The sequence below is a fragment of the Pseudomonas sp. P42 genome (assembly GCF_017973755.1).
Classification (GTDB): Bacteria; Pseudomonadota; Gammaproteobacteria; order Pseudomonadales; family Pseudomonadaceae; genus Aquipseudomonas; species Aquipseudomonas iridis.
On sequence record NZ_JACOPU010000009.1, the window covers coordinates 95,842 to 108,128 of the forward strand.

The following is a 12,287-nucleotide window of genomic DNA, read 5'->3' on the forward strand; positions in this document are numbered from 1 at the left end:
GAAGTGTTTGATATGGATATCGCTGTAGATGCAGTTTATGCCGACGTTTGTGGTTCGGCACCGGTCTCGCTGGGTGTCAGCAACATGCTGCAGGCGTTGTTTTCGACCCGCCAATGCGCCAACCCTAATGCCAACCATGCCCTCGGTGTGCAGTTGCTGGAGCGGGTGGAGCGGGCACGCGGCAGTATTGCCCGACTTTTGAACGTCGATACTCAATGCCTGATTTTCAACAGCGGTTCCAGCGAAGGATGCGCACAGGTATTTCATGATTTTTTCGAGCGCTACCGACAGGATCGACCTGTAGTGCTGTATTCGGCAATCGAGCACGCCTGCACCCTGCAAAACATCAAGCAATACACCTTGGAAGGTCTGCACGCCGTCGCGATCGGGCATGACCGCAACGGTCTGCTTGACGTCGACCAGTTGCAGCGAAAACTGCTCGCCCATGTCGGGCGGCCGACGCTGGTTTGTGTAATGGCTGTGCATAATGAAACGGGCGTGGTTCAGCCGCTCGAAACCATCGCACGGAGGGTCAAGGCTCAAGGTGCCTTGCTGTTCTCGGACATGACTCAGGCGATTGGCAAGATACCGGTGGATCTACAGGCTTGCGGTGTGGATTTCGCCATTGCCTCGGGACACAAATTCGGCGCATTGCCCGGTGCGGGATTTCTGTATGCGAAAAATCGTTACGCACTGTCGCCATTGATTGCCGGTGGTGGTCAGGAAGGCGGACTGCGTGGTGGTACTCAGAACTATCCCGGCATTTTGTCGATCGAGACGGCATTGCATGAGAAACACGCCAAGTTCGCAACGGGAAAATCCCCGGCAGAACAGGCACGGGAGACTTTCGAAGCCAAACTGCAAGCGATGCTGGGTGAGTCAGTGGTGATCGGTCAGCAAGCCGCGCGCGTACCGTGTGTGAGTTTTATTGCGATGCCTGGGATCAACACCAAAAAACTGCAATGGGCCTTGAATAACCAGTCGATCTACATCACCGGCGGGTCTGCGTGCTCGGACAAGAAAAACAACCTGTCCAATACCGTCACGCAACTGGGCTTCCCTGACCGAGTCGCCGGGAGCACCGTGCGTATTTCCATTGAGGAAGAACAGTGTCAGCTTGCTTATGCGCGAATCCTGGCAGGCATCGCCAACGCGCTGAATCTGGCGCTTGAGGAAACGGCGCCGCAACAATGGGAGCAGGTCTGATGAGGTGCGTGACGTCCGGATCGGCTTATCTGGATATTGACGCGTACGCTTGCTGCATAGCCTATGCGCAACTGCTGAACCTGCAGGGTATTGAAGCCCTGGCGGTCAGTAGTGCGCCGCTCAACGCCAGCATCTGCGACAGCGTGCTCGGTGGGCATGTACTGCTGGATTGCTATGTGCCGCAGATGGGGGATGAATTCGTGCTAGTGGATGTCTCGGACTATCACCATTTTGACCCGGTCGTAGTGCTAGATCAGGTAGTGGAAGTCATTGATCATCATCCAGGTTACGAGGCTCACTGGTCGCACAAACTTGGATCAGCCGCTGACATACGCCCGATAGGCGCTGCCGCTACTCAGGTTTTCCAGCGCTGGCAGACGGCTGGACTGTTGCCGCAGATCAGCGAGCAAAGCGCCGCATTATTGGCCACGGCGATTCTGGATAACACGCTCAATTTCAGCGGGCAGATGACCACGGCGGCCGACATTGAGGCGTATGCTGAACTCGCTCCTCTGGCGAAACTGAGTCCAGACTGGCCGGAACAATATTTCCTTGAATGCCAAGCCAACATTGAGGGAAACCTTACAGGTGCGTTGGCCGCTGACTTGAAACGCATGAGGCCCGAAAGCAATTTGCCGCAGGTCTTCGCGCAAATGACGGTATGGGATGCCGACGCCTTACTGCACAAACACCGTCCGACGTTCAGCCGCTGGATGGCGGGGCATGGCGATGACTGGTTGCTGAATGTCATCGGTATTCGCGACCGAAAAAGCTGTCTTCTGGCCGAATCCACTCTAACCCAACAAAAGCTGAATAACCTGTTGTCACTCGATTGGCAGGCTGGAATTGCAGTTTTAAAGCCTTCAATTCTGCGAAAAGAGTTGTTGACGCTGGGCCTGACAGCTTGCTGATAAACCACCCTCACCGATTCAACACATCCCCCATCCACTGCAAATATTCCCCCCGCTCGGAAATCGTGTTGTGCCCCGAATCCGGCACAACCTTGAGCAGCGCAACACCTTTGGGGAAACTGCCCAGCAATCGCTCGGTGCAGGCGCGGGGAATGACCTCGTCATCACTTGCCGCCAGCAGCAATGTCGGCACGCGGATGTGCGCGGCGTACTTGCCTGACTCGAAGCGATCCTTTAGCAACCACTTCACCGGCACCCATGGATATTGCCACGCGGCGATTTCTTCGAGGTTGTTGTAGGGCGTGACCAGAATCAACTGCTGCACCGGACGTTGACTGGCCAGGCGAACGGCGACTCCTGAGCCCAGGCTGCGTCCGACCACGGCGATCTGTGTGTGGCTGGCATACACCTGATCGAACAATGCCAAGGCATCTTCGGCAATCGCCTCTTCGGATGGCGAACCACCGCTGCCGGCGAAGCCTCGGTAATTGAGCAGGTACAACGCGTACTCGGGAAAGGCTTCGGCGAACTCCGGCAAATTGCGCGAAACGTCCTCGGCATTGCCGCCGAAATAGATCAACGCACGCGGGCCGACGCGTTCGCGGGTGGTGACCCAGATATCCGCGTCCGGCATCGACAGTTTCAGCCGCGAATCCAGCGAATCGACGGCGCCGGGCTGCGGGAAATAGATCAGCGAGCGCTGAAAAACGAACAGCGCCGCGCACAGCACCAGGTACGCGGCGACGATCAATGCGACGAGTGACATCAGGGTTCGGGACATTCGGCTACTTTTAACGGGGTATGAAGGTTTGCTGTCGCAGTGTAGTCCAGCGGATGCAAGCGGCAGCCTGCGCACACAACGTGCAACAGATCCACGCTGCAGGGGAACCAGCATGAGCCACACTGAGGGTTACTCCCGTCGCCGATTGCTCACGCTGGCTGCCGGCGTTTCGGCGGTGTTCACCTTTGATCGGGCGTTGGCCACTGCCACGTCGTCCGCCGCTTCCGGAGGCCAAGCCATGCAGACCCGCGCCATCCCATCAAGCTCCGAGTCCCTGCCCGTGGTGGGCCTGGGCACCTATCGCGGCTTCGACGTCGCGCCGGGGGATCCGGCCTACCGGCAATTGCCGGTGGTGCTCGAGGAACTGTTCGCCAAGGGTGGCACGGTGGTCGACAGTTCGCCCATGTATGGCCGCGCCGAAGAAACAACCGGTGAGCTGCTGTCGATCCACGAACCACGTTCGCCGGCGTTTCTGGCGACCAAGGTCTGGACACGGGGACGCAAGGAGGGCATCGCGCAGATGGAGCAGTCGTTCAGCCTGTTGCGTACCGAGCGTATCGACCTGATGCAGATTCACAATCTGCTCGACTGGCAAACCCACCTGCCAACCCTGCGCGAATGGAAGGAGCAGGGACGCATTCGCTACATCGGCATCACTCACTACACGTCGTCCGCTTATGACGAAGTCGAAGCAGTGCTGAAAGCCGAGCAACTGGACTTCCTGCAAATCAACTATGCCCTCGATGATCGTGGCGTGGAAAAACGCATCCTGCCGCTGTGCCGCGAGCGCGGTGTGGCGGTGATTTGCAACCGGCCGTTTGGTGGCGGAGAGTTGTTGGGAAGGCTCAAGGGCAAGCCGCTGCCCGCATGGGTGTCGGATGTGCAGGTGAGCAGTTGGCCGCAGTTGGCGCTGAAATTTTTGCTGGCGCACCCGGCGGTCACTTGCGTGATTCCCGGCACCGGTAATCCGCGCTACATGGCGGATAACGTCAAGGCCGGCTTCGGGCCGACACTCACCGATGCGCAGCGTCATCAGTTGATTGCGTTGGTGAGTTAGTTTTCACCGCGAAATCGCAACGCCTCCAGCAACAGCGCAAATGCCGGTGCTGCCTGACGCCGGCTCGGGTAGTAGAGGTGATAACCGGCAAACGTCGGGCACCAGTCTGCCAGCACCTGCACCAGGCGTCCTTCCGCCAGCAAAGGCGCGACGAGGTTTTCCGGGATGTAGCTCAAGCCGAAGCCGTCCAGTGCGGCATCGAGCAACGGATAGACGCCGTTCAAGGTGATTTGCCCGGACACCCGCACGTTCAGGCTTTCGCCGTCCTTTTCGAATTCCCAGGTGTACAGCCCGCCGTTAGTGGGCAGGCGCAGATTGTTGCAGGCGTGCCCGGTCAGATCGCGTGGGGTGTCTGGCGCTGAACGAGTGGCAAAGTAGGCCGGCGAACCGACGACGGCCATGCGCATGTCCGGGCCGATGCGGGTGGCGATCATGCCTTGGGCAACGTCTTCACCCAAACGCACGCCGGCATCGAAACCCTGGCCTGCGATATCAACGAAACCGTAGTCGCAGCAGACCTCCACGGCGATGTCCGGGTATTGCGGCAGGAATGTCTTGAGCACCGGGCGCAGCAGCCAGTCCAGCGAGTGGTCGGTGGCGCTGATGCGGATCTTGCCCGCCGGGGTTTCACGCAGGTTGCTCAGGGCGGCGAGTTCCTGCTCGATCTCCTCGAAGCGCGGGCCGACGGTTTGCAGCAAATGTTCGCCGGCCTCGGTGGGGGAGACGCTGCGGGTGGTGCGGGTCAGCAGACGCAGGCCGAGGCGTGTTTCCAGTGCGCGAATGGTATGGCTGAGCGCCGATTGCGAGACGCCGAGCTTGGCCGCGGCTTTGGTAAAACTGCGCTCGCGCGCCACCGCTAGGAAAGCGAGCAGGTCGCTGGCGTTTTCACGAAGCATTGATTAGTTTCCTGCATAAGTTTTTTCAGATTCTAGTCGATTATCTAAACAGTACAGCCCGGTAGAGTGAACGCATGTCTCGTGCAGGAGTTGCCGCAGGCTGCGATCTTTTGACGTCTTTTTTAGAGTCAAGATCAAGAGATTGCAGCCTGCGGCAGCGCCTACAGGGGGATTGAATCATTTTTCTGGAGAATGCCATGAACCCGATTGCTGCCTCTGCGCTGACCCTTTCCTTGCTCGCTGGCGAGGTTCAAGCCAATGAACCCGTGCGTGTGACCGTGACCCCCAACGGTTCGCAACCCTCGGCCAAGGGGCCGGCCGATTGGTTCACCGGGACCGTACGCGTCGATGCGCCGTTCAAGGGCACCGACGAGGCACGAGTCAGCGGCGCCACCGTTACCTTTGAGCCCGGCGCACGCACGGCGTGGCACACCCATCCGTTGGGTCAGACGCTGATTGTTACTGCCGGTTCAGGTTTTGTGCAGGAATGGGGCCAGCCGATTCGCGCGATTCGCCCCGGTGACACGGTGTGGATCGCACCGGGGGCCAAGCATTGGCATGGCGCAGCCCCGACGACGGCGATGACGCATATCGCCATTGCTGAGGTGCTGGACGGTCGTGTGGTGGAGTGGATGGAGCAGGTGAATGAGGCGCAATATCCGCGCACCGAGTAACCCGCTGACCCTCACCCCAGCCCTCTCCCTGTGGGAGAGGGTTAGGGTGAGGGGCTCTTCAGGTCTTCAGATCATCGCCGGCAAGGAATCGAGAATCTTGTCCAGCGTGATCGGATACTCCCGCACTCGCGCTCCGGTGGCGTTGTAGATCGCATTGGCCAGCGCCGCACTCACCCCGCAAATCCCTAACTCACCCACACCCTTGGCTTTCATGGGCGAGGAAATCGGGTCGGTCTCATCAAGGAAAATCACCTCCTGATGCGGGATGTCGGCATGCACCGGCACTTCGTATCCGGCCAGATCATGGTTGACGAAGAAACCAAGTTTTTTATCGACCGCCAATTCCTCCATCAACGCCGCGCCAACGCCCATGGTCATGGCGCCGATCACCTGACTGCGCGCCGCTTTTGGATTGAGAATCCGCCCGGCCGCGCACACCGCGAGCATCCGCCGCACACGAACTTCACCTGTCGCCGCATCCACCGCTACTTCGACGAAGTGCGCGCCAAAGGTTGACTGCTGATACTGCTTTTCGAGGTCGGCGAATTCGATGCTGTCTTCAGCCACCACCTCACCATTTTTTGCCGCTTCTCGCAGCGCCACAGTTTTGCCGCCGACCCGCACCTGACCGTCAACAAACTCCGCCTGATCAGCCGCCATGCCCAATTTGCCGGCGATCGCCTCACGCAGTTTCACGCACGCGGCATACACGCCGGCAGTCGAGCAATTGCCGCCAAACTGGCCGCCGGAACCCGCCGATACCGGGAAATTCGAATCGCCCAGCCGTACCACGACATCGTCGATGCCCACGCCCATCATTTCTGCGGCGGTCTGCGCGATGATCGTGTAGCTGCCGGTTCCGATGTCGGTCATGTCGGTTTCTACAGTGATCTTGCCGTCACGCTCGAGCCGCACCCGCGCGCCAGACTTCATAAGCAGATTGTTGCGGATCGCCGCGCCGACGCCCATGCCGATCAGCCAGCGACCTTCGCGACGGCTGCCGGGTTTGGCGTTGCGCTTGTCCCAACCGAATTTTTCGGCGCCGGTTTGCAGGCATTCGATCAAGCGTCGTTGCGAGAACGGGCGCTCGGTTTTCACCGGGTCGACCTGGGTGTCGTTGAGGATGCGGAACTGCACGGGATCGAGTTTGAGCTGTTCGGCCATTTCGTCCATGGCGATTTCCAACGCCATCAATCCCGGCGCTTCGCCGGGTGCGCGCATTGAGTTGCCTTCAGGCAGATCCAGCGGCGACAGACGCATGGTGACCAGACGATTTTGCGCCGCGTACAGCAACTGACTCGGCTGCGCCGCGACTTCGACCTTGCCCTCCGCGAGATTGCCCGACCAGCCTTCATGCGCGATGGCGGTGAGCTTGCCGTCCGCCGTGGCGCCCATGCGGATACGCTGGATAGTGGCGGGGCGATGCGTGGTGTTGTTGGCGACCTGTGGGCGGGCGAGGGCGACTTTCACCGGTCTGCCGGCCATGCGCGCACCGAGGGCCGCGAGGATCGCGTCAGCGCGAATAAACAGTTTGCCGCCGAAACCGCCGCCGATGTAGGGCGAGATCAAGCGGACTTTTTCCTTGGGCAGGCCGAGGGTTTCGGCAATGTCGCCGACGCTCCAGGCGATCATCTGGTTCGACGTCCACAGCGTCAGTTGGTCGCCTTTCCACGCGGCCAGGGTCGTGTGGGGTTCCATCATCGCGTGGGACTGGTCGGGGGTGGTGTACGTCTGGTCGAATTGCACCGGGGCACCGGCGAACGCTGTCGCGAAATCGCCGTGGGTGACGTCAGGCATTTCTTCTTTCTGCTCGACGCCTTGGTCACGCACGCTGGCCAGATCGAACTCGCCTTTGCTCGCGACGTAATCGACCTTCACCAGTTGTGCGGCGGCGCGGGCCTGCTCGAAGGTCTCGGCAACCACCAGTGCAACGGCCTGGTGATAGTGCTGAATCTCGGGCCCGGCCAACAAATGCGCGGCGTTGTACTGGCCCTTGCCGAGTTTGCCGGCATTGTCGGCGGTGACGATGGCCAACACACCGGGCGCAGCTTTTGCGTCGGCGAGATCAATGTGGCTGATGCGACCCTTGGCGATAGCCGAACCGACCATGAAACCGTAGGCCTGATCGGCCACGGCTTCATGCTGTTCGTAAGCGTAAGGCGCCTGGCCGCAAGTTTTCAGCTTGCCTTCGATACGATCGGTCGGCTTGCCGATCACCTTCAATTGATCAATCGGGTTGGTGGTGGCGGGCGTGTCGAATTTCATGCTTCTTCCCTCGCTTGCGCCAACACCGAACCGAGCGTGCGCTCGACCAGGGTCAGTTTGAATTGGTTGTCGTGAGTCGGCGTGGCGCCGTCGAGCAAGCGTTCGCTGACGGCTTTCGCGCCCTTGGGCAGCAGCGCTTCAGCCGCTTCCACGCGCCACGGTTTCGGCGCAATACCGCCGACCGCGACGCGGCCGCTGCCGTCCTTTTGCAGGATCAAACCCACGGACACGAGGGCAAAGGCGTACGAGGAACGATCGCGTACCTTGTGATAAATGTGCGTGCCACCCACCGGCGCAGGCAACGTCACGGCGGTGATGAATTCGCCGGCGCCGAGGCTGGTTTCGATGTTCGGCGTGTTGCCCGGCAACAGGTGGAAATCGGCCATGGCGATGCTGCGGGTGCTGCCGTCGGGTTTCACCGTTTCAATCTGCGCATCTAAGGCGCGCATCGCAATCGCCATGTCGCTCGGGTGCGTGGCGATACAGGCGTCGCTGACGCCGATGATCCCCAACTGCCGGGTGACCCCGCCAATTGCCGAACAGCCACTGCCTGGAATGCGCTTGTTGCAGGCCTGATTTGTGTCGTAGAAATACGGGCAGCGGGTGCGTTGCAACAGGTTGCCAGCGGTGGTCGCCATGTTGCGCAGCTGCCCAGAGGCACCGGCGAGCAAGGCGCGGGACAGCAGCGCATAGTCTTTTCTGACCCGGGCGTCGGCCGCCAGATCGGTGTTGCGCACCAGCGCTCCGATGCGCAAACCGCCCTCGGGCGTGGCTTCGATCGTGTCGAGGCCCAGGTGATTGACGTCGATCAGGTGCAGCGGGGTTTCGATGTCGAGTTTCATCAGGTCGAGCAGGTTGGTGCCGCCGGCGATGAACTTCGCGCCTTCGATCTGCGCCGCTTGCGCCGCTGCGGCAGGGGAGTCGGCACGGCTGTAATTGAACGGTCTCATGCCGGCACCTCCGCGACTTCAGTGATGGCTTCGATGATGTTCGAGTAGGCGCCGCAGCGGCAGATATTGCCGCTCATGCGCTCCTGGAATTCGGAAGCGATCAGTTGTGGCGACTCGGTCAGGCTGGGGCTGACGTGGCTAGGAATGCCGTCGCGGATTTCCTTGATAACGGCGACTGCCGAGCAGATCTGCCCCGGCGTGCAGTAACCGCATTGATAGCCATCATGCTTGATGAACGCGGCTTGCATCGGGTGCAGGTTGTCCGGCATGCCGAGGCCTTCGATGGTGGTGATCTCACTGCCTTCGTGCATCACCGCCAGCGTCAGGCATGAGTTGATCCGCCGACCATCGGCGATCACCGTGCAGGCACCGCACTGGCCGTGGTCGCAGCCTTTTTTGCTGCCGGTCAGGTGCAGGTGTTCACGCAAGGCGTCGAGCAGGGTGGTGCGGTTGTCGACTTCAAGGGACTGAGGTTTGCCATTGACTTGAATGGTCACTTTGTTCATGGCCGGTTGCTCCAGGTTGGCGGCGTAGGCCTTGAGGCTGATGAATGGCGGCATCGCGAACGCCGTTGCGGTGACGGCGCCGAGAATCATAAATTTACGTCGGGAAATCGGCATGGTTCGATTCCTATTTCTCTCAATCAGGCGGCAGGTTTGCGAAAGGCCCATAGGGGCATGCCGGCATGTTTGCCAGTCTCGGTCTAGGAGTGACCGTTGAAGGGAGGAAAAGGTTTTTGCGGATTTTCGCTATAGAGTTATTTACTCAGCTCATGAATCAGCAAATGGACACGCTTCCCTGTAGGAGCTGCCGAAGGCTGCGATCTTTTGATCTTGCAAAACAAAGTTAAAAAATCGCAGCCTTCGATAGCTCCTACAGGGGGGGGTAGTGGCCGCCGACGACCATGTGGGTGAATGGTGAAACGTAGGCCTGCAACGTCACCAACCCGCCCACCAGAATCGCCAGCACAATCGAGTGGAAGAACACATAGCGCAGAATCTCGCCCTCATGCCCATACCAACGGGTTGCCGTGGATGCGACCACAATCGACTGCGCATCGACCATTTTGCCCATCACCCCACCGGAACTGTTGGCCGCTGCCATCAGCACCGGGCTGATGCCAAGTTGTTCCGCCGTCACCCGTTGCAGTCCGCCGAACAGCACGTTGGACGCGGTGTCGGAGCCGGTCAGTGCCACCCCGAGCCAGCCGAGCAGGGTGCCGAACATCGGGTAGAAAATCCCCGTCGCCGCGAACGCCAGGCCCATGGTTGCGTCCAGGCCTGAGTAGCGCGTGAGGAACCCCAGTGCCAGCATCGCCGCGATGGTGATCAGCGAAAAACGTACCACCCACAGTGTGCGCAGGTATTGCTTGATCAGTTGCGGGATCGAATAGCCCATCAGTAAACCGCCGACAATCGCCGCCAGTAAAATTCCGCTGCCGGTGCTGGTCAACCAGGTGAACTTGTAGACCGCCTCTTCGGTTTTCGGCGCAGGCACCACAGGCGGCACCTTCTCGACCTGTTGATGCAGCGTCGTGAACACGATGGCCGGGGCGAAGATCGGATTGGCCTCACGCATCGGTTTGCCTTGCGGATCGAGTTTGGCTGATTGTGTGACCGGATCAATTGCCGGCCGAGTGTCGAACAGGTTCTTGAAACCCTGCGTGCCCCAGGCGAACACGAACACTGTGAGGATGAACCACGGCATCCACGCGCGCATCACGGCCGGGCGCGCCTGGTCGCTGAATGCGGCGCTGGCGGTGACTTTTTCTTCATCGACCCTGGAGTTGTCGACCCGACCGGACAGCGCCGCCGAGGTGTGAATGGTCGCCGGTTTCCAGACCTTCAGGAACAGCGTCAGGCAGGCCATGGAAATCAACGCGGCGATCACGTCCACCAACATCGGGCCGTGGTAGTTCGATACCAGAAACTGCGGCACGGCGAAGCTGACCCCGGCCACCAGAATCGCTGGCCAGACCTCGAGCATCTTGCGCCACCCGGCGAACGCCCAGATCAGCCAGAACGGCACCAGCACCGAGAAGAATGGCAGTTGCCGACCGACCATCATCGACAGCTCCATCTCGTCCAGTCCGGTGACTTTGGCGAGTGTGATGATCGGTGTGCCGAGTGCGCCGAAAGCCACCGGCGCAGTGTTGGCGATCAGTGCCAGGCCAGACGCGGCCAGCGGCGAAAAACCGAGGCCGATGAGGATTGCCCCGGTCACCGCCACCGGCGTACCGAAACCTGCCGCACCTTCGAAGAAAGCACCGAAGCAAAAGGCGATCAGCAGCAACTGCAAACGGCGATCATCGGTGATCCGCGCCAGCGAATCCTGCAGCACTTTGAACGAGCCGTTCTCGGTGGTCAGGCGATGCAGAAAGATGATGTTGAGCACGATCCAGCCGATCGGCAGCAAGCCATTGGCCGCACCGAACAGTGCTGCCGAACCGGCCATGGAGGCGGGCATGCCGAACGCAAAGATCGAGATCAACAGCGCTGAAGCCAGTGCCAGCAGCGCCGCCAGATGCGCTTTGACGTGAAAGAACGCCAGCGCCGCCAGCATCACCACCACCGGGACGGCGGCCATGAGCGTGGAGATCACCGGATTGCCAAACGGGTCGTAGATTTGCTGCCATACCATGGTCTACCTCTGCTTTTTGTTATTGAGGGTGCAGATCCATTGCATGGGGTTGGGCTGCAAGCAGTATAGGTGGCATCTCGCCGCTGTTCGGGATGGGCGGGCGAGGCGATAAACGGTCATGAGTGGCCACTGAATCATCCCTCGTTTACCCGGTCGTATTGACGGCTGCGCGCACCGCGTCCTGAAGGCGAGGGCGGCGTGGCCGATTCCGTCGTCAAGACCTTGGTTTTAGGGATGTGTTGAATGAAGCGCGCTACAACGATGCTGCTGACCGTGACCGCCGCCGTATTGCTCGGCGGCTGTGTGGCAGATTTTGATGATGACCACCGCCACGGCCGGCATTACGACCGCGACCATGGGCGCCATTACGACAATGACCGGCGCTTGGACGACCGCGATGACGACCGCCGCGATGGCCGTCGCTATCACCGCGATCGGGATGATGATTGATTGAACACAAAAGGGCGTTCCCGCAAAGGAACGCCCTTGATCATTGGCCCTCAGTCATCAAATAAAACGAGCGCTCGCCTGGACGCGGGAACGCGCAGGCACAGAGGCCTCGAGATCCAGCAAATGGGTGGCGAGAATGTCGCTCAGAAAGCGGAACTGATCGTTGATGCCGACCACTTCATTGCTGAAATGATTGGTCGCGGCGGGCATCAGCAGATCTTCGAAATCTTCGTTGAACACCAGTGATTGTGCCTTGTGCGACACAGGTTGCTGGTCGTAGTAGTTGCTGCCGAACACCGGAAAACTCACGGAGAGTGCGATGGTGTGAATCATGATGTGAACTCCTCGTTGCGGTTCGGATGTGGCCATCGTGCCCTGCGTGGGCGGCAGACGGAAGGTGATCGTCGCAATGGTGAATATCGACGGTATTGATGCTTGAGTTGTGCGGCGCATTGGC

12 protein-coding genes are annotated in these 12,287 nt (G+C 60.0%); 5 read left to right on the plus strand and 7 right to left on the minus strand.

Going from position 1 to position 12,287, the window contains the following annotated elements; genetic code table 11:
* Window positions 1–12: 12 nt before the first annotated feature.
* Both H8B20_RS26105 and H8B20_RS26110 read left to right on the plus strand, forming a co-directional pair.
* Window positions 13–1,206, plus strand: a complete 1,194-nt coding sequence (locus tag H8B20_RS26105; protein WP_210625016.1) for a cysteine desulfurase family protein — start codon at window positions 13–15, stop codon at window positions 1,204–1,206.
* Entirely contained in the window at window positions 1,206–2,117 is a 912-nt protein-coding gene (locus tag H8B20_RS26110; protein WP_210625118.1) for a DHH family phosphoesterase, read from the plus strand. The genes H8B20_RS26105 and H8B20_RS26110 overlap by 1 nt, the downstream gene beginning before the upstream one ends.
* A 10-nt stretch (window positions 2,118–2,127) precedes the next feature.
* Here the strand turns inward: H8B20_RS26110 and H8B20_RS26115 are convergent, their stop codons facing one another.
* The gene (locus H8B20_RS26115; protein ID WP_210625017.1) at window positions 2,128–2,898 is read right to left on the minus strand and encodes an alpha/beta hydrolase; all 771 of its coding nucleotides are present in this window, start codon (window positions 2,896–2,898) and stop codon (window positions 2,128–2,130) included.
* A 112-nt stretch (window positions 2,899–3,010) separates the two neighbouring features.
* Here H8B20_RS26115 and H8B20_RS26120 point away from each other — a divergent pair, with 112 nt between their 5' ends.
* Window positions 3,011–3,955, plus strand: a complete 945-nt coding sequence (locus tag H8B20_RS26120) for an aldo/keto reductase (protein ID WP_181818475.1) — start codon at window positions 3,011–3,013, stop codon at window positions 3,953–3,955.
* On the opposite strand, the gene H8B20_RS26125 is transcribed toward H8B20_RS26120, so the two are convergent.
* Window positions 3,952–4,851 (minus strand): LysR family transcriptional regulator, encoded by a 900-nt coding sequence (locus H8B20_RS26125; protein ID WP_210625018.1) that lies wholly within the window; start codon window positions 4,849–4,851, stop codon window positions 3,952–3,954. The genes H8B20_RS26120 and H8B20_RS26125 overlap by 4 nt on opposite strands.
* 197 nt (window positions 4,852–5,048) lie before the next feature.
* On the opposite strand from H8B20_RS26125, the gene H8B20_RS26130 reads away from it, so the two are divergent.
* Window positions 5,049–5,525: a (R)-mandelonitrile lyase gene (locus H8B20_RS26130; protein ID WP_210625019.1), complete on the plus strand. Its 477-nt coding sequence runs from the start codon at window positions 5,049–5,051 to the stop codon at window positions 5,523–5,525.
* Window positions 5,526–5,591: 66 nt separating this feature from the next.
* Here the strand turns inward: H8B20_RS26130 and paoC are convergent, their stop codons facing one another.
* The 4 genes from paoC to H8B20_RS26150 form a co-directional block, all read right to left on the minus strand.
* Complete coding sequence (gene paoC / locus H8B20_RS26135; protein WP_210625020.1) at window positions 5,592–7,790, minus strand: aldehyde oxidoreductase molybdenum-binding subunit PaoC; 2,199 nt, start codon at window positions 7,788–7,790, stop codon at window positions 5,592–5,594.
* A complete protein-coding gene (locus tag H8B20_RS26140; protein ID WP_210625021.1) occupies window positions 7,787–8,740 on the minus strand; it encodes an FAD binding domain-containing protein in 954 nt (317 codons plus the stop codon). The genes paoC and H8B20_RS26140 overlap by 4 nt, the downstream gene beginning before the upstream one ends.
* The gene (paoA, locus tag H8B20_RS26145; RefSeq protein WP_047300711.1) at window positions 8,737–9,360 is read right to left on the minus strand and encodes an aldehyde dehydrogenase iron-sulfur subunit PaoA; all 624 of its coding nucleotides are present in this window, start codon (window positions 9,358–9,360) and stop codon (window positions 8,737–8,739) included. Before paoA ends, H8B20_RS26140 begins: the two co-directional genes overlap by 4 nt.
* Window positions 9,361–9,613: 253 nt before the next feature.
* Window positions 9,614–11,380, minus strand: a complete 1,767-nt coding sequence (locus H8B20_RS26150; protein WP_210625022.1) for an L-lactate permease — start codon at window positions 11,378–11,380, stop codon at window positions 9,614–9,616.
* Window positions 11,381–11,623: 243 nt separating this feature from the next.
* On the opposite strand from H8B20_RS26150, the gene H8B20_RS26155 reads away from it, so the two are divergent.
* The gene (locus H8B20_RS26155; protein ID WP_210625023.1) at window positions 11,624–11,830 is read left to right on the plus strand and encodes a hypothetical protein; all 207 of its coding nucleotides are present in this window, start codon (window positions 11,624–11,626) and stop codon (window positions 11,828–11,830) included.
* A gap of 57 nt (window positions 11,831–11,887) precedes the next feature.
* On the opposite strand, the gene H8B20_RS26160 is transcribed toward H8B20_RS26155, so the two are convergent.
* Complete coding sequence (locus H8B20_RS26160) at window positions 11,888–12,163, minus strand: hypothetical protein (protein ID WP_042558746.1); 276 nt, start codon at window positions 12,161–12,163, stop codon at window positions 11,888–11,890.
* Window positions 12,164–12,287: the final 124 nt, after the last annotated feature.

Coding starts and splice junctions, on each gene's coding strand:
- H8B20_RS26105 (WP_210625016.1), top strand. CDS start 13: ATGGATATCGCTGTAGATGCAGTTTATGCCGACGTTTGTGGTTCGGCA.
- H8B20_RS26110 (WP_210625118.1), top strand. CDS start 1,206: ATGAGGTGCGTGACGTCCGGATCGGCTTATCTGGATATTGACGCGTAC.
- H8B20_RS26115 (WP_210625017.1), bottom strand. CDS start 2,898: ATGTCCCGAACCCTGATGTCACTCGTCGCATTGATCGTCGCCGCGTAC.
- H8B20_RS26120 (WP_181818475.1), top strand. CDS start 3,011: ATGAGCCACACTGAGGGTTACTCCCGTCGCCGATTGCTCACGCTGGCT.
- H8B20_RS26125 (WP_210625018.1), bottom strand. CDS start 4,851: ATGCTTCGTGAAAACGCCAGCGACCTGCTCGCTTTCCTAGCGGTGGCG.
- H8B20_RS26130 (WP_210625019.1), top strand. CDS start 5,049: ATGAACCCGATTGCTGCCTCTGCGCTGACCCTTTCCTTGCTCGCTGGC.
- paoC (WP_210625020.1), bottom strand. CDS start 7,790: ATGAAATTCGACACGCCCGCCACCACCAACCCGATTGATCAATTGAAG.
- H8B20_RS26140 (WP_210625021.1), bottom strand. CDS start 8,740: ATGAGACCGTTCAATTACAGCCGTGCCGACTCCCCTGCCGCAGCGGCG.
- paoA (WP_047300711.1), bottom strand. CDS start 9,360: ATGCCGATTTCCCGACGTAAATTTATGATTCTCGGCGCCGTCACCGCA.
- H8B20_RS26150 (WP_210625022.1), bottom strand. CDS start 11,380: ATGGTATGGCAGCAAATCTACGACCCGTTTGGCAATCCGGTGATCTCC.
- H8B20_RS26155 (WP_210625023.1), top strand. CDS start 11,624: ATGAAGCGCGCTACAACGATGCTGCTGACCGTGACCGCCGCCGTATTG.
- H8B20_RS26160 (WP_042558746.1), bottom strand. CDS start 12,163: ATGATTCACACCATCGCACTCTCCGTGAGTTTTCCGGTGTTCGGCAGC.